Here is a 19,282-nt window from a genome sequence, read left to right as displayed (position 1 = left end):
GGGATGCCGCGACCGAAACTTGGCAAAAGCGACAGTGAGCGCCTCCAGATGGTCATCACGAAGGAGGAACTCGAAGCGATCGACGCTTGGCGGTACCAAAATCGCGTGCCCTCGAAATCCGAGGCCATCAGGCGGCTTTGTGCGCTCGCATTATTTCAGGAACAGGCGAAGCCCGAGATCACAGAGCGGATGAAGTCACTTCTGGACAGTGTCACGCTTATGGCCGATGAAACACTTGTTGAAAGGCCGAGAGACCCGGATGAAATAGAAGAGTTGCGTCATCTTGGTCGGCAGTTATTCATAGATTTCTACAATTTATATGACAAGATCGTGGAGGTAACTCTTAAATCTGGGGCTATGTCAGACGGCGAAACAAGTTTCGAAGAACAGATGACTTGGGCGAAAAAGGTCTCCGATTTTCTGAACGGCCGATCCCTCTTTGAAACATTTAGAGAGTCGCCAGAAGCAATGGAGAGGATTGCCCAAGCGGCGGATGCGAAGCGACGCGAAAAGGGAGGCGAGAAATGAAAGGTCACGTTTTCGAGCGCAGCCCCGGCAAATGGGCAATCGTACTCGATGTCTACGACGAGAACGGCAAGCGCAAACGCAAGTGGCACACCTTTGAAACGAAATCCCGCCGCAAGGCCGAAGAAGAGTGCGCCAGGCTGATCGCCGAAATTCGCGGCGGCAACTACCTCGAGCCGAGCAAGCTCGCTTTCGGGGAGTATCTGGAGCGCTGGCTCACTCATATGAAATCACAGGTCTCCCCGCGCACGCACGAGCGCTATTCGGAGATCGTGCGTAAGAACATCGTGCCGCTGATCGGTTCAGTCATTCTCACCAAGCTGAAACCAGCGAAGATTTCCGACGCCTACGCGACTGCTTTGGCGTCGGGTCGACGCAAAGGGGAGGGGGGTCTGGCGCCGACAACGGTGGTCTATATGCACCGGCTGATCAAGCACGCGTTGGCGCAGGCCGTGAAATGGGAACTGCTCAACCGCAACCCGGCCGATGCCGTGAGCCCGCCAAAGGTCGAGCGCGGCACCATGAACACCTACGACATGCCCCAGACGGCCGAATTGGTCGAGAGCGTTCGCGGAACCCGGATGCTTATCCCGATCGTGCTCGGCGTCCTGTGCGGACTTCGACGCGGCGAGATCGTCGCGCTGCGATGGCGCAACGTCGACTTCGACAAAGGGAGCCTTTCGATCGTTGAAAGCGCCGAGCAGACAAAGGAGGGCGTGCGGTACAAGCCGCCGAAGTCGGGCAAGGGGCGCGCGGTGGCCCTTTCGCCTACCGTGCTGGAGGAACTGCGCGTGCACCGTCTGCGCCAGGCGGAGGAGCTTTTGCGGATCGGCATCCGGCAGACGGAAGCGAACTTCGTCTATGCCCGCGAGGATGGCGAGCCGTTGCAGCCCCGCAGCCTGACACAGTACTGGATGAAGGCGGTCGGCAAGATGGAACTGCCGCGCGTGCGGTTCCATGATCTGCGGCACGCCCACGCCACCCATATGCTTGTCAACGGCGTGCACCCGAAGGTGGCGTCGGAACGGCTCGGGCATTCGCGTGTCGGGATCACGCTCGATCTTTACAGCCATGTGCTGCCTGGAATGCAGGAAGATGCCGCATCGCGCGTTGACGACGCCCTACAGGTCGCGCTAGAGAGGCGCGCGTCCAAGGACGTTCGGTAGCAATTCGGTAGCAACCGGCGATTTCAACCACAGTCGCCTTTCCGATTTTGTGAACGTTCTCAAGGACTTGGAGAGGTGGCAGAGTGGTTGAATGCACCGCACTCGAAATGCGGCATACTCGCAAGGGTATCGGGGGTTCGAATCCCCCCCTCTCCGCCAGCGTAACCTATCAACAATTTGAATTTACGAGTGTTATTCGCATGGGTGCCGTCTTGGCCCCAGCGCTGCGCCCGATCTGCTCGGTGGCTTTACCCAATAGGCCATTGGGTGTGGCTGAGCCTGTTCCGGGATATCGATGAAAACCAGGCAGCGTAATTTCCGAGCCGGCATCTGCAAGATTCACACGAGAAAAAGTCGCGGCTCAGCATGGTTTTCGTGCACCAAAGACGATGCGACTGGTGAAGGCCGTATGAAAGTCGGGCAGGTATTGCGTCCGCAATGGGGCGCAGCCTGTGTGGGAACTCGAGGTTAAGTCATAGATGAAGAATGCAATTCCCGGATCGGCCCAGACCGAGAACGGAACTATCATTCGGGTGCTTTAAAGCGCTCGTCGAGAATAATATTCTGTTTTCTCGATGAGGCGTAGCGTTTTCCCACAGTTTCGGGCGGATTGCGGACTGTCAACTTTTGGTATCTTAGGTTTGCAAGCGGACATTGGCACAGCCGACTGGGCTAAGGAATTCTGGCGTTTTCCAATCTGAATAGGCGACTTGTGAACTCTTTCTAGGTTAAGAGCAGGACGACTGATGTAGTCGGGACAGCAATATTCCGTAGAGGAATACTGAGCAAGATGGGCTATCGATCTGCGGATTCTCCTACCAGTCGACCTGCGAACCGGCGGTTTGCCAGTGCTGGCTAGCAGTGTGTGTCAGTATCTAGCCCGGATTTTTTCGCCGCTGAGCGTTGTGGAACTTGAACAGCGTTTCCCTCCGCCCAACCATATGATTTGACGGCGTTGACGAATGTCAGGACCGCCGGCAAAAACGCCGCCCCGCGACCGTGACGAGGCAAACCTGCCGCATCAAGGAACCGCTTGTCGACATAGTGGCGACGTCAATATCCCCCGCCTCGATCATGGCCGAGAGCTTGTCGGGAACGCCTTCGATGAGCTGCAGTCGGATGCCGCCGTGCCGGCGGTTGAAATCGGTGAGAAGGCCAGTGAACCGCCGGGGGCCGATCGCGCACATGACGCCAACCTTCAGGTGAGCATCGTCCAGGCAGAGGAATTGCGAAGCTTCGTTACGGACGCTCGTCAGTTCGTCGACGATCTGCTGGAACCGCGGACGAAGCAAGGCGCCCAGGTCGGTGATACGTCTGAGATTGCGCTCGCGTCGGAAGAGGAGGCCGCCGACTTCGTCCTCGAGCTGTTGAACGGCGCGGGACAGCGCAGGCTGCGTGACATTGCATCGCTTGGCCGCCCACGTGAAGTTGCGCGTCTCGCAAACGGCCAGGAAATAGCGGATGTGATGAATGTCCATGGCGCCCTCCAGCCCTTATTGGACACCGCTGTTTTATTCCGCGAGAGGCCACACCGGCCAATACCAAGACCGCATGGTTTCGATAGCAGGATGGCATTTTATCGCTGGACGGGTGTCGAGCATCTTCCAGAGCGAGCTGAAAGCGGTGCAATCGCCGAGGGAGGATGGGATGCCCGATGACAATCTGCCTTCGACCGGAAGGCCAACGCCGTCTTTTTCGTCTACTCGCATCGACAGGCCGCTTGGCGAAGCAGGGCAGCGCGCGGATGCGCACCGGGACGCCAGGGGAACCGGAATGCTTCCAAACCAAGATAGTCCCGATGCGCTGCGGAGCGACCGGGGCTTGCCCGGCAGCGATGCGCCGAGCTTATCCGTCGTGCCCACGCTTGCGAGAAGTGGCAAGGCTGTACCATGGTACTTCTGCGTCAGGCGAAAAGGATCGCGGGGTTGACACTGGAACAGGGGATGCCGCCGTTGGCGCAAGCGGTGCAGGCGGCCATCGAACTCGATGCGCCGCTGCAGCATCGTCTGGGATTGATCGCCGATGCGGTCCAGCGCTTTCGTCCGCAACAGGCGGAGGCGATCGGCCGGCTTGTGACACGCCTGAAGAACAATGACGTCGGACATTCCACGCCTGAAGTGGGGCAGATGCTGCCCGGCTTCGTGCTGCCCGACGAGAACGGCAAGGTGGTCAGGCTCGCGGATCTGCTGCGACGAGGACCGCTCGTCGTCACCTTCCAGCGTGGGCATTGGTGTCCCTATTGCCGATTGACCGCGGTAAGCGTCGCCGCAGTGCAGGACGAAATCGAGGGATTGGGCGCACAGCTCGTTGCAATCGTTCCAGAGCATGCGAAATATTCCAGAATTTTGAAGGCGAGTGCGAAGGCGCGTTTTCCCTTTCTAACCGATGCCGCCAACGGATACGCGCTGTCCCTGGATCTGGTCATCTGGATCGGACTGGAAATGGAAAGGATCATGGCGGAAGCCGGCATCGATCTCCCGCGCTACCAAGGCAATTCCGCATGGCTATTGCCCATCCCGGCAACGTTTGTGGTCGGCAGCGACGGCATCATCGTTGCCCGCTACGTGGATCCCGATCACAGGCGTCGCATGGAGATCGAGGAGATGCTCGCGGCAGTCAGGCAGGCTCGCTGACACCCAACGGCGACCAGTCTGCCGCGCGCAGAAGGGTCAAAAGCAATCCAACCGCGGCCGAACTCATGCGGCCGGCGACCGCATAGACGGAGATCGTCCGGGAGAACTCGACATCCACGAGCCTGAGCAGACGTACCTTCGCGGATTGAGGCCCCGTTGCCGACAGGAACGCGACGCCGGCGTTGGCGTCAAGCAAAGCCACAAGATCATGATCCGTCTCGACCTGATGTTCCATCGAAGGCGTAAAACGCTCTGACGGCCCGCTCGGGTCATTCCTGATTTCGCAATCGGCGCGACGCAAGAAGACCTCGCCCGCGAGTTCTTCCACCGCAATATCGGGCGGCATGCGCGTGCCAAATCGGTGATCGACATTGACCGCGACCAGGACCTGCTCGCGAAAGAGGGGCCAGATATTCAATCGTTCCCGAGGGTCCAGCGGCCCGGCGATCGCGATGTCGACCTCTCCGTCCTTCAGAGCCTCAAGTACGGTGGATGCCGCCCCCCGCCGAATCCTCAGCTCGACGGCTGGAAAGGATCGTGCAAGCTCGGCGATGGATTGCGCCAGCACGGTCATGTTCACGCAGTTGGCGACGGCGATATTGATCGATGCGACGTCGCTGTCATTCACAGCCCGCGCTATCGCCTTCGCCGACACAGCCGCATCGTAGCATTGCTGCAGCGTAGGAAGCATCCGACGGCCAAGTTCCGTCAAATGGGAGTGCCCTCTCTCCCGGCGGATCAAAGCGCCGCCCAACTCATCCTCAAGCTGTTTGATCGACCGGGTGAGCGCTGGCTGGCTGACACGACACTCCTCCGCCGCTCTCGTGAAATTGAGAGTCCTGGATAACGCCAGAAAGCAGCGGACCTGCTGCATCTCCATGCGCAGCCGACTCCCTCTCAAGGGAGCCTATTCGATGACGTCCAGCGCACGCAATACGAGCGAGCAACCCTTCGGGAACAGGTTTGCAGCACAAGGGCAAAGGATTTGCAAAAGGACTTGAGGACGACAAGCAACATTGCTCCCGCTCGCATGGCGATAGCAATGTCGCCGATCAGGCCAAGGCGTGGATCTCCACCGGCACCGCCTTGCCGCGCACCATGGTGATGCCGAGCGGACATGACGCGGCGACGCCGGCGGCAGCCCGCAGCGTCGCGCCGCTGACAACGATCTCCACGCCATGTTCCTTGGCGACGCCGACCAGGCGGCTGGCGAGATTCACCGTATCGCCGATCGCCGTGTAGCTCAGCCGTTCAGCCGAACCGACATTGCCGACCAGGGCAGTTCCCGTGTTGATGCCGATCCGAACCCGGATCTTGTCACGGTCAGGCGAAATCGCCGGCCGCGCATGCATGGCGGCGCGGATCGCGGCAGCCGCCCGGCAGGCTCGCGCCGCATGGTCTAGGACCTCATTGGGCGCGTTCCAGATGGCCATCACCGCGTCGCCGATGAATTTGTCGACCGTCCCCCCCTCGGCGTGGATCGCATCCACCGCCAGCGTCAAAAAGCTGGTAAGGTGCGGCTCGACGCCCGGCCCAAGCTGTTCCGTCAGTTCGGTGAAGCCGGGCAGATCTGCAAACAGCACGGTGATCTCGGTGAGTTCGCCGCCCGGCTTCGGCTCGATGTCGCCTTCGACCAGCGGGCGCACGACATCCAGCGGCAGATAGCGGCCAAAGGCCGAGAGTCCTCCTGCCATGCGCTTCAGCGCCTGCGACAGATCGTTGAGTTCAACGAGAAAGGTCGGCGTGTGGCGAACTGCATCCAACTCGAAATGTTCGACCGCCCGCAGTTGGCCTGCAAGCCGCTTGAGCGGCCGCGCGAAGAGGAGGTTGGCGAACACCACCGCGCTGGCCGCCGCCAGCAGGGCCATGCCGACGATGACGAACAGCACGCGCCGGGTGTTGCGGTCGATCTCGCCGGCAAAGACCGAGCGTGGGATCGCCGTAACCAGCCGCCATTGCTGGAACGGCAGGGGCGTCGAGGAAACGAAGACCGGCCCGAGAGTGTCGCTCCCGGCGAGCGTGCGATATTCGCCGCCCGGCTGCTCGGCATCGGCTTTGGCGACGGCGGCGGCCAGCGCGTCGGAACGTGGGTAATCGGCGAGCCGCGCGGCCATGATGCCGTCGTCCGGGCTCGAGGTGGCGAGCACCATGCCATGCTCGCCAAGCACGAAGGCCTTGCTTCCCTCGGCCATATCAAGGCCTTCCAGGGTTTGCGAAAGCCGGCGTAGGCTGACGGCCACCATGACCACGCCCTGGAATTTTCCAAAGATCTCGACCCGTTTGGAGACGACGATCGATGGCTCGAACCCTGCGGGGAGAATGTCGGCTACGGTCCATACGGGCTCGACGGCATCCTTGCCCAGCCGGAACCAGGGCGCGCCAAGCGGGATATAGGCGGTCTTGCCGAGCAGACGCTGTTCGAAGAAAATGTCGCCGGGAATTGGGTGGTAGATGTCGCGGCGCAGCGGCCGTGAAGCGCCAGGCTCACCGGCGCCGATCTCCAGCATCTCGATCTTGCCGTCGGATGTCGCGTGCGAGCCGAAAAACCGGCCGTCGGGAAATCCGAAGCCGATCCAGGCAATCGCCGGCTGCTCGCGCAGCAGCGAAAGGAAAAGAAATTCGCGTTTGACCTCATCATCTGCCTTGATCGCCCCCTGAAACAGGATCGAACGCACGATCTCGGCGGTGGAAGCGACCAGCGCCAGCGTCGAGGTCAGTTCGCCGCGCACCGCGCCAACACTCTGCGCATCGAGGCTGGCGACGACCTTTTCGACATTGGCGCTGGCGGTGCGTTGCCAGATGACGTGCACGAAGGCGGCTGTCGACAGCACGGCGAGCAGCAGCAGCCCCGTCACCGCCCGGCCCAGCCGGACGCGCGGTAACGACCAGCCTGGCGATGATGTCGCTTGCGCCGCGCTACCGGTCATTGCGGTCGGTGATGAGCCGCGCGCCGCGATCGAAGGTGACATAGGCCCAGGCCCAATCGAGGAAGACGATGATGCGGTTGCGGAAGCCAACCAGGTAAAACAGGTGGGCGAAGCACCAGAGCAGCCAGGCCGGAAATCCGGAAAGCCGCAGCCATCCGAAATCAGCCACCGCCGCCTTGCGGCCTATGGTTGCGAGGTTGCCGTAGTCGCGATAGCGGAAAGGCTCGATGTCGGATCCGGCCAGCCGCGCTTTGATGAGCCGGGCGACGTATCTGCCCATCTGTTTCGCCGCCGGCGCAACACCCGGCACCGACCGTCCGTCGGCTCCCTTAACTGCCGCTGTATCGCCAATGACGTAGACGCCGCCGCGGCCGGGAACGTGAAGCCGCTCATCTACGACTACCCTCCCGGCGCGATCTGCCGGCACGTCGAGCCACTTGGCGGCGCGCGAAGCCATGACACCCGCGGCCCACAGGACCGAGGCGGCGGCGATTTCGTGCCCGTTTGCCAGGCTGACGCCGTCGCGGTCACAGCGGGTAACCGCCGCACCAAGCCGCACCTCTACCCCCAGCCTTTGCAGTTGCTTCTTGGCCTTCGCGGAAAGCTCTTCGGGGAAGGTCGGCAGGATGCGGTCGCCGGCCTCGACAAGGATGACCCGGGCTGTGGCCGACTCGATGTGGCGGAAATCGCGCACGAGCGCATGGCGGGCGAGTTCGACGATGGCGCCCGCCAGCTCGACGCCGGTCGGCCCGCCGCCGACCACCACGAAGGTCAGCAGGTCGGCACGCAAGTTGGCATCTTGTGTAGCCTCCGCCCGCTCGAAGGCGGCAAGGATACGGCCGCGGATCTCAGTGGCGTCGGGAATGGTCTTCAGCCCCGGCGCGACGGGTTCCCAATCGTCATGACCGAAATAGGCATGGCGCGCGCCGGTAGCGACCACCAGGAAATCGTAGGGGATCCGGCGGTTCTCGGTGACGACTTCGCGCGAGGCCGTATCGACGCCTTCCACTTTCTCCATCAGCACCGTTGCGTTCTTCTGGCGCGACAGGATGCGGCGGATCGGCATGGCGATCTGCGCGGGCGACAGGCCGGCGGTCGCCACCTGGTAGAGCAGCGGCTGGAACAGGTGATAATTGCGGCGGTCGATGACGGTGACGTCGACGGGCGCGTTGCGCAGACCGATTGCCGCATTGAGGCCGCCGAAGCCGGCACCGAGGATGACGACGTGTGGCCGCCGCCCGGAGATTTCGGTTCCATCGGCCCGGATGTCTTCGATCACGGCGTCCATCGTCATCTCTCCGATCGCTTGCCGCAACATGGGTCAGCCCCTGCCGCGGAACAAGCGGGCGACAAGGTGATCGAGCGAGATAACGCCAGCGCCGCGCGCGAAGATGAGCAGCAGCAGCGACGCCCACATCAGATGTTCGGCCCAGTGGTCGGGATAGACGAAAATCTGGATCGTCGCGACGACGCCGAGCAGCATCAGCGCCGCAAGACGCGAGAACAGGCCGAGCGCGATCAGCACCGCGCCGGAAAGCTCCGCCGCGGTCGCCATGGGCGCGGCGATGTCGGGCGGCAGGATCGGCAGCCGGTATTCATATGCGAAAAGCTGCAGCGTCACCGGCCAGGAGGCGAGTTTGGTCTGCGCCGACTGCCAGAAGACGTGGGCGACCGCCACGCGGCTGGCAAGTTGCACCAGCGACAGCGGAAAGGCGTCGGCGATCCGGATCAGGCCGCGCACGCGGCCTGTCCAGCCGCACCGGTGCGGCAGGGGCATCGAATGGGTCATGGTCACGGGAGGCTCCATCAATTTTTTGGGGTTGTGTCGAAACGGACATGCGCGACGAGGCCGTCGCCGAACAGGCCGACCAGCGCACCGAGCACGTCGAACGTCGGATCGTGGGCAAGGGCGCGGGAGACGGCCTTTTCCAGGCCGAGCCCACCCTTGAGCGAACAGCGGAAGGCGAACTGCGCGGCGGGCAACCGGGCGAAACGCACTCTTTCGCCGCTGCGCCAGAGCGCGATGCGCTCGGGGCGGCGCCGCGAGGCATCGACATGCACGGGCTCGCCGCCATCTTGGTGCGCCGACCAGATCGACAGAACCGGCCAATGCGAGACGAGCATGCGCAGCGACGGCTGCAGGATGAGGTCCGGCGTCGCCTCGGCATCTGCTCTGTCGAGATCCGCCAGGGTTCGGGCCGGTCGCGCGGCGGTGTCGAGCGCCTCGGCAATTGCCCATTCGAGTCGCGCCGTCTCGGCGACGAAGGGCATGTCTTCGAGCCCGTCGAAAGTCCTCAGGAAAGCCGGAAAGTCCGCGCCGTAACGGCTGAGCCGCGGCTCGCGCGGCGGATTGCGGCGGACAAACTCGCTGGCAGCGTAACGGAAGAAGCGCTCGTCGACGAGTTTGACCGTCACCGGGAACACCGCCATCAGGGTCGCGCTGAGCGAGGCCCGCGTGTTGTTCTGGTAGACGCGCAGCCTGCCATAGGGATCGAACTGTCCGGCCTCCAGCAGCGGTGCAAGCCCGAAACTGTTGCCGCTGAGCACCGAGCGGGCGATCGTCTTCTGCAAGGCTTCAAGCGACAGCATGGCGACGGCTCCCGGTTTGCGGATTGGTCACAGGTGCAGGACGCAGCGCCTCGAAGGCAGCAAGCGCCGGCATGCGCCCACGGTTGGGCCTGCGCTCGAAAGGCACGACGACGCTGGAGAAGCGGCTGTCTGGCTTTGACGGCGCAGCTCCGGTGCGGCGGCCGAAGGCGATCGACGCCGACAGCATGTCGGCCCACATTGCCTCTCCGAGCAGAACGTCGAGTTCGGGCACTTCCGTGTCCCATTCGATCAGCGTCGGGCGCGGGCCGATCGTCTTCAGGGCATCGGCGTAAAGCGACCAGACGGCGGCCGGCACGCGCGAGCCGTGGTCGTCGATGAGGATGGTATCTTCTCCGACATGGTTGATGGCGTGCCCGGCGAGATGGATCTCGCCGACCGCTTCAGCCGGCAGCGTCGCCATGAAATCCGCGGCATTGAAACCCAGATTATGAGCCGAAACGAAGACGTTGTTGACGTCGAGCAGCAGGCCGCAGCCCGTGCGCTTCACCAGCCCCGCGAGGAACTCGGCCTCGGTCATCGTAGAACCGGCGAAGGCGATATAGGCCGACAGGTTCTCGATCAGCACTCGCCGCTTCAGCGTTTCCTGCAGCCGGTCGATATTGTGCGCCACGATGGCCAGCGCCTGGTCGTCGTATCGCAGCGGCAGCAAATCGTTGAGGTAGGCGCCATCGGCGACGCTCCAGGCAAGGTGCTCGGAGACGAGGTCGGGCTGAAAACGCTGGCAGACTTTTCGCAGCCGCCCCAGGTGGTCGGCATCGAGCCCGCCGGCGCTGCCGAGCGACAGGCCGACGCCGTGAACGGAGAGCGCGTAGGTTTCGCGCAGTTTCTCGAGGGCCGAGACCTGGGCCGATTCGCCCATGTAGTTCTCGGCATGAACTTCCAGCCAGCCCGCCGCGGGGCGGCGGGCCAGCATCTCGGCGATATGACGGGAGCGAAGACCGATGCCCGCCGCCTTCGGGATGGTAAGGGAAGGGAAAATGTCGGACATCGCTTGGCTCCTCCGCCGTTTTTCGTCGCCCAGGGGTCAGGCCTTGGGTTCGTTGCTGCCGCCGGAAATCTTGCCGCAGGTGCCGGCCGGCACATAAATCCAGGCGTCGCCCTGGTTGTCGGCGGTCGAGGTTCCGGCGCAGGAATGCGTCGCCGTCTGACAGTCGTTCTGGCCGGCCTTGACCACGCCGTAGCACTTCTCGAACGAGAAATCGGGCTGGGCGGCGGGGCCGGCGAAGGCGCCGGAAGCGGCGAGCGACGTGGCCGCGGCAAGCGCCGAGCCGATGAGGGTGCGGGTGTTGATCATGGAAAAGTCCCTTCCTGTGAGGTTGCGTTCTGACCGGCTCTCTGCCTGTCCGAGACGACATTCGCCGATCCGTGCGATCGTCTGAAATGCTGTCTCGGCATGGTTTCGATAGCGCGGCGCTATTCGTTACGCGGCAACCGGCGGCACAGACGGAAAACCCTCCGGTGGGCGCCGGAGGGTTTTCTGGGCCGCGAACGGGGGCGGAACGCAGCCCGGCGGCGGGTGGAGGGGAGCACCCGCCGATAGAGATTCTTTTGACGCGGCGCTCGCGAGCGGCCGGGTCAGAGGTATTTCTCGCGGATGTCCACGGTCGACCGCTTGCCGATGTCGTCGTAACTGGCTTCCAGCCACTCGTCGGCTCGCTCGCGGCCTCGGTCGCGCAAATCGATCAGCGCGCCCCAGTCGGCGTTGAGTTTCGAGGACACGCTCAGCTTCTTCATCGCCTCGTCGTCGGATATTCCGTGGATATGCATGCGCTTGAGGTCGAGCATGCTTCCCGCTTCGGACTCGATAAGCTGGGTGACGAAGGCGATCGCCCGCATTTCCCTGAGCAGCGAGGAGTTGAAGCTGATCTCGTTGATGCGGTTCAGGATCTCCATGGCCGTGCGCGGCAGCTCGGGGCGTTCGATCGGGTTGATGTGGACGATCAGCACATCCGGTGTTTCGCAGGAGTAGATCAGCGGGAAGATCGCCGGGTTGCCCATGTAGCCACCGTCCCAATAGGCCTCGCCATCGATCTCGACCGCCTGGAACAGGAACGGCAGGCAGGCCGAGGCCATGATCGCATCGATCGACAGCTCATCGTTGGAAAATACTTTGACCTTGCCGGTGCGCACATTGGTAGCGCAGATGTTGACCTTGACAGGGCAGCGCGCCATGCGGATCGCGTCGAGGTCGATCGACTGTTCCAGCACCTTGCGCAGCGGATTGAAGTTCAGCGGATTGAACTGGTAGGGCGACATTAGCCGCGTCACCATGTCGAACAGAACGAAGGCCGGCGAATATTCGAGCGCCCGCGAGCCGGTGGCCCGGTCGAGCAGGCTTGGCTGCAGCGGCCCGAAGGCTGCGGCATGGCTGACACGCCGCCAGAAATTGGCGAGCGCCTTTTGTGCGCCGCGCCGTCCGCCCTCGGCCAACCCATAGGCGAGCACGGCGGCGTTCATGGCACCGGCGCTGGTCGCCACCACGCCTTCGAAGGAGAGACTGGGCTCCTCGAGCAACCGGTCCAGCACGCCCCAGGTGAAGGCGCCGTGCGCGCCGCCGCCCTGCAGGGCGAGATTGAGCGTCCGCGGCTCGCGGAGTGCGGCCGGCGCCATAGGGGGGGCCGCATTATCGGCCGATTCGATTGTCGCATGCTGGTTCATGGTCGTTCCCTCATATTTTGGGGCTCGGCAGGAGCATCAATGGGCGGTCCAGCCGCCGTCGACCGGCAGCGCCGTGCCGGTGATCGAGGCGGCCGCATCGGTGCAGAGGAAGACCGCGAGCGCGCCCATCTCCTCAACGGTGGCGAAGCGCTTGGTCGGCTGATCCTTCAGGAAAACGTCGCGGATCACGGCGTCGCGCGGGATGTTGTGCGACTTCGCCTGGCCGTCGATCTGCTTCTCGACCAGCGGCGTCCACACATAGCCTGGACAGATGGCATTGGCCGTCACGCCGAATTCGGCGCCCTCCAGCGCAACCACCTTGGTGAGGCCGACTACGCCGTGCTTGGCGGCGACATAGGCGGCCTTGAAAGGCGAGGCGATCAGGCCGTGCGCCGACGATATGTTGATGATGCGGCCATAACCGCGACCGCGCATGCCATCGAACGTCGCCTGGATGAGATGGAAGGCAGCCGAGAGGTTAATGGACAGGATTGCGTCCCACTTCTCCGGCGGAAATTCGCCGATCGGTGCGACATGCTGGATGCCTGCATTGTTGACGACGATGTCAATCTGCCCGAAGCGCATGGCGGCGCGTTCGACCATCATGTGGATCGCCGCGCGGTCCGACATGTCGGCGCTGTCGTAAGCGACGTCGACGTCATTCGCGACCGAAAGGGAAGCTCTCAGTGACTCGATCTCGACCGCATCGCCAAAACCGTTGAGCATCACCGCGGCGCCGGCCTCAATCAGCGCCTTGGCGATGCCGAGGCCGATGCCGCTGGTGGAGCCGGTGACGATCGCGGTGCGGCCTTCCAGCGGCCGGCGGCCGCTCATGGCTTCCGCGCCGGTTTCGACGATTTTCAGCATGATCTTCTCCGTTGCGAGGTAACGTTCCGTGTTATCGTCGCGAACTGTGCTCGACGGCGGATCCGATTTGAAATGCCGCTGCGCTATGGTTTCGATATGCGGTTTGCATTGGCGTCTTGCCTTGCCGTCGCGCGAGAACGTCACGCTATCGGCTGCCGGCCGCCTTGGAGACGGGAATGGACATTCATCACATCCGGTATTTTCTCGCCGTGTGCGAGACCCGCAATTTCACGCGTGCGGCCGAGAAATGTAACGTCACGCAGCCGGCACTCTCACGCGCCATCCAGCAACTTGAGGACGAGGTCGGCGGCCTGCTGTTCAGGCGCGAACGCAACCTGACCCATATCACCGACCTCGGCGCGCTGCTGAGGCCCCGCTTCCAGCAGGTGCTCGACGAACTGATGGGCGTTCGCCAGGAAGCTTCGCGCTTCCTCTGTCTCGATCAGGCGCACCTCAAGGTCGGCATCATGTGCACGATCGGGCCGCGCCGCTTCACCGGGCTGCTGACCGACTTCAACATGCGCCACAGGGGCATCCAACTGGAACTGATCGAAGGCGTGCCGGCAAAACTTTCGCAACTGCTGGAGGCCGGGGATATCGACGTCGCCATCATGTCCACTTCAGAAAGCTTCCCGGAGCGTTTCGACGTTACATCGCTCTTCCGCGAGCGTTTCATGCTGGCCTTCCCCGCCGGCCACCGGCTCGGCAATTATGACGCGGTCCCGATCAAGGCCATCGACGGCGAGGTCTATCTGAAGCGGGTCAACTGCGAATATTGGGACTATCTTTCGCAGCTCTGCGACGAGCGCGGGGTCAAGACCCTGGACTCCTATTCGAGTGAGCGCGAGGACTGGATCCAGAACCTTGTCGCCGGCGGGCTGGGCATCTGCTTCATCCCGGAATACAGCGCCGTGGTGCCCGGCCTCCAGGTCCGTCCCGTCGCCGATCCCGAAGTTTTCCGTGAGGTCTGCCTTGTCACCGTCGCCGGACGCCGGTTCTCGCCGGCCGTCGCCACCTTTGTCGGCGCGGTGAAGTCCTATGGCTGGGCGGACGGTCCGGGCCCGGCAACGCTGCGGCGGCCGGCGGCATAACGGGCGCGAGCTACATCCACATCGACGCGCATTGAACGTGATCGCGAGGGCGGCTGTGCAGCCCGTGGCGCTGCCTCGGCTGCATCCCGCTCGCCACCCAGTTCCGCACGGGAGCGTTCGGCGGCCGCCCTCGGATCGTGAGCAGGCCTGTCGCGCCATGCGCCGGCGCTATCGAAATCAAAAACACCCGGCATTTCTCTTGGAAAGTGGTCCCGGCCACTCTGCCATTCATGCCCCGCGGGAATCCTCCACGCCGGGCGCGAACAAGGAGAACCGCACAATGACTTCGATGATGACCGCGACGCGCAAGCCGCTTCGCGCCCTGATGGCGCTCGGCCTGCTGGCGGGCGCTAGCATGATTTACACCGGATCGGCTTTCGCGGGCGAATGCCCGGCCGACCAGGTTGCCGACAACGCCATGGAGGCCGGCGCGACGGCGCCCAAGGACGTCACCGACGATGTGATCTCGGCGATCGACCTGTCGTCCAAGGGCGATGCCTGGAAAGGCAGCCAGTTGCGCATGCGCAAACTCGTCGTCCAGCCCGGCGGCGTCGTACCGTGGCATTCTCATGAAGCCCGTCCCGCCAACATCCTGATCACCGAAGGCGCCATTACCGAATACCGCAGCACCTGCAAGGTGCCGATCGAGCATGTTGCCGGCGACGTCACCGCCGAATTCGGCCAGCTCGCCCACTGGTGGAAGAACAACGGCAGCGTGCCGGCCGTGCTCTATTCCGCCGACATTCTTTCGCCCGAGGCCGACGCGTCGGGCTCGATGTAATCAGCGCTTCCCCACCGCAACATCGACCGGACGACGTTCCCGGCCCGCCGGCCCGGAACGTCGTTTGGCATGAAAGGATCTGCCATGTCCGCCGCCGACCACGCCGCGCCGGGAAGGCTGCGTCTCGCCGCCGCCGACAGTTTTCGCTTCGCAATCATCGCGCTGATCGCCTTCCTGACCCTCGTCGACCTGTTCGCCGCCCAGGCGATCCTGCCCTCGCTGGTTCAAAAATTCCACGTCAGCCGCGCCGCCATGGGATTTGCCGTCAACGCCAGCACCTTCGGCATGGCGGTGGCCGGCATCGCCGTCGCGCTGTTCGGCAAAAACCTCGACCGCCGCAACGGCATCTGGATCAGCCTGGCCGTGCTGGCCGTTCCGACGACGCTGCTCGCCTTCACCGACGACATAACCGTCTTTGCCCTGCTGCGGGTTGTCCAGGGCCTGTGCATGGCGACTGCCTTCACGCTCACCATGGCCTATCTCGCCGAGCATTTTTCGCCGGCCGAGGCTGCCGGGGCGCTGGCCGCCTACGTCACCGGCAATGTTGCCAGTAATTTTTTCGGCCGCATACTTTCGGCGGCTGTCGCCGACACAATCGGACTGGAAGGCAATTTCCTCACCTTCGCCGGACTGAACCTTGCCGGTGCGCTGCTGGTCTGGTTCACGTTGCGCAAGGCCCAACCGATGATGGCGACCGGCGGCATGCCGACGATGCGCGGCTGGGCGGCGCATCTCGGCAACCGTCAACTGCGTCACGCCTTCGCAATCGGTTTCCTCATCCTGTTCGTCTTCATCGGCACCTACACCTACGTGAATTTCGAGTTGACGGCGCCACCGCTCGGCCTGTCGCCGATGGGTCTCGGGCTGGTCTATTTCGTCTTCCTGCCGTCGCTGCTGACCACGCCGTTCGCCGGCAAGGTTTCGCGGATTTTCGGCCCGGGCGCCGGCGTCGCCATCTCTCTTGCCGTGGCCGTGGCGGGATTGATGTGCCTGCTGTCGACCAACCTTGCGACCGTGCTCGCCGGCATGGTGCTCGTCGCCGTCGGCACTTTCTTGGCGCAGGCGATCGCTACCGGCCATGTCGGGCGTGTTGCCCTCGCCGATAAGGCATCGGCCAGCGGCATCTATCTCGCTTCCTACTATTGCGGCGGGCTGGTCGGCAGCTTCGTCCTCGGTCAGGTCTACGACACGGTCGGCTGGACGGCGGCAGTCGCGGTGCTGGTCGCGGCGCTTGTTGTGGCGATGCTGCTTTCGGTTGGACTGCGGGCGCCGCAGCCAATCGCCGGCCATAAGCGTGGCACATGAAAACCCGCAGGAATCGGCATTATCAATCGGACGGCCGCCGCCGCATCGTCGAGACAGCCCGGCCCAAGGACGGGCTTTCAACAAGGAGAGACCCACATGATCAAGACCATGAAATCGCTGCTGGCCAAGTCGTTGCTTGCGGCCGCAATCGCACTTCCCGCCGCTGTCGCCCACGCCGATGCCGGCAACGGCATCGTCACCGTGAAAAGCAAATATTCCGTGTCGGAAACCGTCAAGCGCATAAAGCGCGACGTAGCGAAGAAAGGCATCACCTTCTTCGGCGTCATCGACCAGGCGAAACTCGGCAACGCTGCTGGAAACGACGTTCGTCCGTCGCGGCTCGTCATGTTCGGCAATCCGGCGCTGGGCACCACCTTTATCACCGCCAACCCGACCGCCGGTCTCGACTGGCCGGTGCGCGTGCTGGTCTATCAGGACGCCGACGGCGCCGTTTACGCGGCCTATACGGATTTCGACTGGATCGCCAAGCGCCACGGCATCATGAACCGTGCCAAGGAATTCGGCATGGCCACGGAGGTCATTCAATCGGTCACGTCGACGGTGAAATGACGGCTACACAACTGCTCGCAGCCAACGCCTACGATATCGACCAACGAACGGCCGTAGCTGATTGGCCGTTCAACCTTTCGTCGGCGACCAACGCGCGACGATTTTGTTCCGTAGCGACACGCCAAGGCGGGCATAGAATTTCAGGGCGTTCTCGTTGTTCGGCTCAACTTCCCAGCGCATGTTGGCTCCGCGCTCGAGCGCCCGCTCGGCCAGTGCCTGCATCAACGCGGTCCCTACACCAAGGCCACGATACCGCTCGTCGACAACAAGATCATCAACGCGAAGTATCGGACCACCAGACCATATGGCGAAATCCCAAGTGTATGTTACGCAACCGGCTATTTGATCGTCGCTCTCCGCCACGACTGCATGAAATTGCCCCGACTCAGACAATGCGCGCTCAAGGTCCGCAAGCGTGAAGGTCAAGTCGGCAGTGACCCCTTCGAACTCCGCCAACGCTCTCAGGAGACGGTCAATATGGCTCGCGTCCGTAGAGGTCGCACTTCGCGTCGTTATGCTCATGAGGTTCGCCGTTCAAAGGTAAAATCAGGGAAAAATAGCGTAGTCTAACCCTGCACAAATGCTAACCTGCTATCCATTAACATCCATCCCGCAACGGTCGCTGACGTCAACCTTCCGTTGAGAATTCCGCCGACGTTCACTTCCGAACACTGCCGGGTCTGGCTCATTCGGCTGACGGTGAGGACCTTTGTGTCGAACGATCCGCGAAATTGATCTCGCTGATGCCAGTTGGGTCGTAGTCAATGCAAGCCGGGAACCTCGTCGGATTTCGGAATAGCAGCATCGAAAAAACGTCGCTGCACCTTTGGGGGTAGGGGTGCTCGGATGCTCAGCGACGAGGCGTGAGTCGACGGTTGATGAAGCGTGCGGTCAACTTCGCTAGACTTCAAGGCTGCGTTGTCTGATGCGCTCAGCAATCACTGATGTCGTCGCCAAACGATCTGTTGCCGGCAGGCGGCAAATTGCTTCACAACGTCCGAAATGCGGCCCATTCTGTCCGGCGCCTTGGGGCCGAGAGTGGACCGTCGGCTATCGTAAAAATCCGACGAATAGCTGACGTTCGGCATCCAACCCCTAAGCAGTCACCCGTCAATTTCCACTTCCGCTTCGCAGTTTACGGGCGCATTCAAAGGGATGGCCATGCCGATGGACGAGCGGGCGTGGGCGCCAGCGTCAGGGCCGTACAGCTCCAGTATCAAATCGGAATAACCGTTTGTGACCAGCGGGGTCTCGTTGAAACCCGGAGCAACATTCACCATGGCGAAGACGCGCAGCCAAGCCGTGACCCGATCGAGGTTTCCGACAGCCCGCTTGAGGCTCGCGAGATGAGCCAGGGCAACGAGCCGCGCAGACGCGTAACCCTGCTCTGGCGAAACCTCGGTCCCGACCTTGCCGAGGGGTTTTGCCAATGTCCCATCCTAGTTGCACGCGACGTGACCCGAAATGTGGGCGCGGGTACCGCGCACTCGGACCCAGAGGAAAGGCATACGCAGCCCCTCGCGAACTTTCAGAGGCTCGGGCAGTTCCAGACCCATAGCGGCCAGACGTTGTTCGATGATGGCCATAGCGCACCTCCCGGCTTGACTAGGGTACGATGTCGTCGAGCTCCGGCATCAGCACGACGCTCTCGTTCGCTGCGGGGTCATTGCGGGCACCGAGGAACTCGGCGTTTTCCGTGCTGCGATTGACGGCCACATGCGGAACGCCGGCTGGAATGAACAGGTAGTTGCCGGGGAGGACCTTTTCGCACCGTTCGAGCCCGGCTCCCGACCAAATCTCGATCTCTTTGCCCGCGGCCAAAAGAAGGGCCGTCTCGTGCCCCTGATGGCGATGGGCGCTGGTTCGTCTCCCTGCGGGTAGCGAGATCATCCCAAGCCACAGCATGCTGGATCCGACGCTCTCCGCCGAAACTCCCGAACGATAGACAGATCCCTGCTCGGCGACATAGCTGTCACTCCCGCTTACGATTTTCGCGGTTGGTGCATCAGCATTTTTCGGTTGCATTGCTTCGTTCTTCATCGTTCCCACCACCTCAACTGCTGCATGGAGCTGAATGTACGCGCGAAGCCGGCGCAAGTCCTGAAACGAGGGCCGAAAAATTCCGAAAAACTGCGAAATCGGGCGTATC

At 62.7% G+C, this 19,282-nt stretch carries 19 protein-coding genes, 1 tRNA gene and 1 pseudogene; 8 read left to right on the top strand and 13 right to left on the bottom strand.

The window, feature by feature from the left end; all coding sequences use genetic code 11:
• The first annotated feature begins 3 nt into the window (after positions 1 to 3).
• The 3 genes from ACH196_RS10410 to ACH196_RS10400 all read left to right on the top strand — a co-directional run bounded on the left by ACH196_RS10410 (position 4) and on the right by ACH196_RS10400 (position 1,850).
• Complete coding sequence (locus ACH196_RS10410) at positions 4 to 528, top strand: hypothetical protein (RefSeq protein ID WP_396646819.1); 525 nt, start codon at positions 4 to 6, stop codon at positions 526 to 528.
• Complete coding sequence (locus ACH196_RS10405; RefSeq protein ID WP_396646818.1) at positions 525 to 1,691, top strand: tyrosine-type recombinase/integrase; 1,167 nt, start codon at positions 525 to 527, stop codon at positions 1,689 to 1,691. The genes ACH196_RS10410 and ACH196_RS10405 overlap by 4 nt, the downstream gene beginning before the upstream one ends.
• A gap of 69 nt (positions 1,692 to 1,760) precedes the next feature.
• A tRNA-Ser gene (locus ACH196_RS10400) sits at positions 1,761 to 1,850 on the top strand.
• 806 nt (positions 1,851 to 2,656) lie between these two features.
• On the opposite strand, the gene ACH196_RS10395 is transcribed toward ACH196_RS10400, so the two are convergent.
• Entirely contained in the window at positions 2,657 to 3,169 is a 513-nt protein-coding gene (locus ACH196_RS10395) for a LysR family transcriptional regulator (protein ID WP_396646817.1), read from the bottom strand.
• 411 nt (positions 3,170 to 3,580) lie between these two features.
• Here ACH196_RS10395 and ACH196_RS10390 point away from each other — a divergent pair, with 411 nt between their 5' ends.
• Positions 3,581 to 4,324, top strand: coding sequence for a peroxiredoxin-like family protein (locus ACH196_RS10390; RefSeq protein ID WP_396646816.1), 744 nt, complete (start codon positions 3,581 to 3,583; stop codon positions 4,322 to 4,324).
• Here the strand turns inward: ACH196_RS10390 and ACH196_RS10385 are convergent.
• The 9 genes from ACH196_RS10385 to ACH196_RS10345 form a co-directional block, all read right to left on the bottom strand.
• Positions 4,308 to 5,204: a LysR family transcriptional regulator gene (locus ACH196_RS10385; RefSeq protein ID WP_396646815.1), complete on the bottom strand. Its 897-nt coding sequence runs from the start codon at positions 5,202 to 5,204 to the stop codon at positions 4,308 to 4,310. The genes ACH196_RS10390 and ACH196_RS10385 overlap by 17 nt on opposite strands.
• Before the next feature lie 172 nt (positions 5,205 to 5,376).
• Complete coding sequence (locus ACH196_RS10380; protein ID WP_396646814.1) at positions 5,377 to 7,251, bottom strand: adenylate/guanylate cyclase domain-containing protein; 1,875 nt, start codon at positions 7,249 to 7,251, stop codon at positions 5,377 to 5,379.
• A complete protein-coding gene (locus tag ACH196_RS10375; protein ID WP_396646813.1) occupies positions 7,241 to 8,539 on the bottom strand; it encodes an NAD(P)/FAD-dependent oxidoreductase in 1,299 nt (432 codons plus the stop codon). Before ACH196_RS10375 ends, ACH196_RS10380 begins: the two co-directional genes overlap by 11 nt.
• A gap of 33 nt (positions 8,540 to 8,572) precedes the next feature.
• Positions 8,573 to 9,028, bottom strand: coding sequence for a DoxX family protein (locus tag ACH196_RS10370; protein ID WP_396646961.1), 456 nt, complete (start codon positions 9,026 to 9,028; stop codon positions 8,573 to 8,575).
• Positions 9,029 to 9,057: 29 nt separating this feature from the next.
• Positions 9,058 to 9,840 (bottom strand): putative DNA-binding domain-containing protein, encoded by a 783-nt coding sequence (locus ACH196_RS10365; protein ID WP_396646812.1) that lies wholly within the window; start codon positions 9,838 to 9,840, stop codon positions 9,058 to 9,060.
• Positions 9,827 to 10,849, bottom strand: a complete 1,023-nt coding sequence (locus ACH196_RS10360; RefSeq protein ID WP_396646811.1) for a DUF692 family multinuclear iron-containing protein — start codon at positions 10,847 to 10,849, stop codon at positions 9,827 to 9,829. Before ACH196_RS10360 ends, ACH196_RS10365 begins: the two co-directional genes overlap by 14 nt.
• 36 nt (positions 10,850 to 10,885) lie before the next feature.
• A complete protein-coding gene (locus tag ACH196_RS10355; protein ID WP_396646810.1) occupies positions 10,886 to 11,155 on the bottom strand; it encodes a DUF2282 domain-containing protein in 270 nt (89 codons plus the stop codon).
• Positions 11,156 to 11,436: 281 nt separating this feature from the next.
• Positions 11,437 to 12,519 (bottom strand): patatin-like phospholipase family protein, encoded by a 1,083-nt coding sequence (locus ACH196_RS10350; protein ID WP_396646809.1) that lies wholly within the window; start codon positions 12,517 to 12,519, stop codon positions 11,437 to 11,439.
• Positions 12,520 to 12,555: 36 nt separating this feature from the next.
• Positions 12,556 to 13,386, bottom strand: a complete 831-nt coding sequence (locus ACH196_RS10345) for a 3-hydroxybutyrate dehydrogenase (RefSeq protein WP_396646808.1) — start codon at positions 13,384 to 13,386, stop codon at positions 12,556 to 12,558.
• A 176-nt stretch (positions 13,387 to 13,562) separates the two neighbouring features.
• On the opposite strand from ACH196_RS10345, the gene ACH196_RS10340 reads away from it, so the two are divergent.
• The 4 genes from ACH196_RS10340 (at position 13,563) to ACH196_RS10325 (ending at position 17,133) form a co-directional block, all read left to right on the top strand.
• Positions 13,563 to 14,477 carry a LysR family transcriptional regulator gene (locus ACH196_RS10340; protein ID WP_396646807.1) on the top strand — a complete coding sequence of 305 codons (915 nt, stop codon included), beginning with the start codon at positions 13,563 to 13,565 and terminating at the stop codon, positions 14,475 to 14,477.
• Positions 14,478 to 14,757: 280 nt separating this feature from the next.
• On the top strand, positions 14,758 to 15,258 hold the full coding sequence (locus tag ACH196_RS10335) for a cupin domain-containing protein (RefSeq protein ID WP_396646806.1): 501 nt from the start codon (positions 14,758 to 14,760) through the stop codon (positions 15,256 to 15,258).
• Positions 15,259 to 15,342: 84 nt separating this feature from the next.
• Positions 15,343 to 16,563 carry an MFS transporter gene (locus tag ACH196_RS10330; protein ID WP_396646805.1) on the top strand — a complete coding sequence of 407 codons (1,221 nt, stop codon included), beginning with the start codon at positions 15,343 to 15,345 and terminating at the stop codon, positions 16,561 to 16,563.
• A gap of 96 nt (positions 16,564 to 16,659) precedes the next feature.
• On the top strand, positions 16,660 to 17,133 hold the full coding sequence (locus ACH196_RS10325) for a DUF302 domain-containing protein (RefSeq protein WP_396646804.1): 474 nt from the start codon (positions 16,660 to 16,662) through the stop codon (positions 17,131 to 17,133).
• Between the two features lie 69 nt (positions 17,134 to 17,202).
• Here ACH196_RS10325 and ACH196_RS10320 read toward each other — a convergent pair whose 3' ends face one another.
• From ACH196_RS10320 to ACH196_RS10310, 3 genes and pseudogenes are all read right to left on the bottom strand, one after another.
• A complete protein-coding gene (locus ACH196_RS10320; protein WP_396646803.1) occupies positions 17,203 to 17,655 on the bottom strand; it encodes a GNAT family N-acetyltransferase in 453 nt (150 codons plus the stop codon).
• Between the two features lie 581 nt (positions 17,656 to 18,236).
• Positions 18,237 to 18,719: pseudogene (locus ACH196_RS10315) on the bottom strand (RidA family protein).
• Between the two features lie 19 nt (positions 18,720 to 18,738).
• On the bottom strand, positions 18,739 to 19,173 hold the full coding sequence (locus ACH196_RS10310) for a cupin domain-containing protein (protein ID WP_396646802.1): 435 nt from the start codon (positions 19,171 to 19,173) through the stop codon (positions 18,739 to 18,741).
• Positions 19,174 to 19,282 lie beyond the last annotated feature (109 nt).

The organism is Mesorhizobium sp. IMUNJ 23232 (assembly GCF_044326205.1).
GTDB lineage: Bacteria > Pseudomonadota > Alphaproteobacteria > Rhizobiales > Rhizobiaceae > Kumtagia.
This window is presented reverse-complemented; position numbering and strand designations above follow the sequence as displayed.

What these genes read in the sequence shown, in the direction of transcription:
- ACH196_RS10410 (WP_396646819.1), top strand. Translation starts at nt 4, where the DNA reads ATGCCGCGACCGAAACTTGGCAAAAGCGACAGTGAGCGCCTCCAGATG.
- ACH196_RS10405 (WP_396646818.1), top strand. Translation starts at nt 525, where the DNA reads ATGAAAGGTCACGTTTTCGAGCGCAGCCCCGGCAAATGGGCAATCGTA.
- ACH196_RS10395 (WP_396646817.1), bottom strand. Translation starts at nt 3,169, where the DNA reads ATGGACATTCATCACATCCGCTATTTCCTGGCCGTTTGCGAGACGCGC.
- ACH196_RS10390 (WP_396646816.1), top strand. Translation starts at nt 3,581, where the DNA reads ATGGTACTTCTGCGTCAGGCGAAAAGGATCGCGGGGTTGACACTGGAA.
- ACH196_RS10385 (WP_396646815.1), bottom strand. Translation starts at nt 5,204, where the DNA reads ATGGAGATGCAGCAGGTCCGCTGCTTTCTGGCGTTATCCAGGACTCTC.
- ACH196_RS10380 (WP_396646814.1), bottom strand. Translation starts at nt 7,251, where the DNA reads ATGACCGGTAGCGCGGCGCAAGCGACATCATCGCCAGGCTGGTCGTTA.
- ACH196_RS10375 (WP_396646813.1), bottom strand. Translation starts at nt 8,539, where the DNA reads ATGGACGCCGTGATCGAAGACATCCGGGCCGATGGAACCGAAATCTCC.
- ACH196_RS10370 (WP_396646961.1), bottom strand. Translation starts at nt 9,028, where the DNA reads ATGCCCCTGCCGCACCGGTGCGGCTGGACAGGCCGCGTGCGCGGCCTG.
- ACH196_RS10365 (WP_396646812.1), bottom strand. Translation starts at nt 9,840, where the DNA reads ATGCTGTCGCTTGAAGCCTTGCAGAAGACGATCGCCCGCTCGGTGCTC.
- ACH196_RS10360 (WP_396646811.1), bottom strand. Translation starts at nt 10,849, where the DNA reads ATGTCCGACATTTTCCCTTCCCTTACCATCCCGAAGGCGGCGGGCATC.
- ACH196_RS10355 (WP_396646810.1), bottom strand. Translation starts at nt 11,155, where the DNA reads ATGATCAACACCCGCACCCTCATCGGCTCGGCGCTTGCCGCGGCCACG.
- ACH196_RS10350 (WP_396646809.1), bottom strand. Translation starts at nt 12,519, where the DNA reads ATGAACCAGCATGCGACAATCGAATCGGCCGATAATGCGGCCCCCCCT.
- ACH196_RS10345 (WP_396646808.1), bottom strand. Translation starts at nt 13,386, where the DNA reads ATGCTGAAAATCGTCGAAACCGGCGCGGAAGCCATGAGCGGCCGCCGG.
- ACH196_RS10340 (WP_396646807.1), top strand. Translation starts at nt 13,563, where the DNA reads ATGGACATTCATCACATCCGGTATTTTCTCGCCGTGTGCGAGACCCGC.
- ACH196_RS10335 (WP_396646806.1), top strand. Translation starts at nt 14,758, where the DNA reads ATGACTTCGATGATGACCGCGACGCGCAAGCCGCTTCGCGCCCTGATG.
- ACH196_RS10330 (WP_396646805.1), top strand. Translation starts at nt 15,343, where the DNA reads ATGTCCGCCGCCGACCACGCCGCGCCGGGAAGGCTGCGTCTCGCCGCC.
- ACH196_RS10325 (WP_396646804.1), top strand. Translation starts at nt 16,660, where the DNA reads ATGATCAAGACCATGAAATCGCTGCTGGCCAAGTCGTTGCTTGCGGCC.
- ACH196_RS10320 (WP_396646803.1), bottom strand. Translation starts at nt 17,655, where the DNA reads ATGAGCATAACGACGCGAAGTGCGACCTCTACGGACGCGAGCCATATT.
- ACH196_RS10310 (WP_396646802.1), bottom strand. Translation starts at nt 19,173, where the DNA reads ATGAAGAACGAAGCAATGCAACCGAAAAATGCTGATGCACCAACCGCG.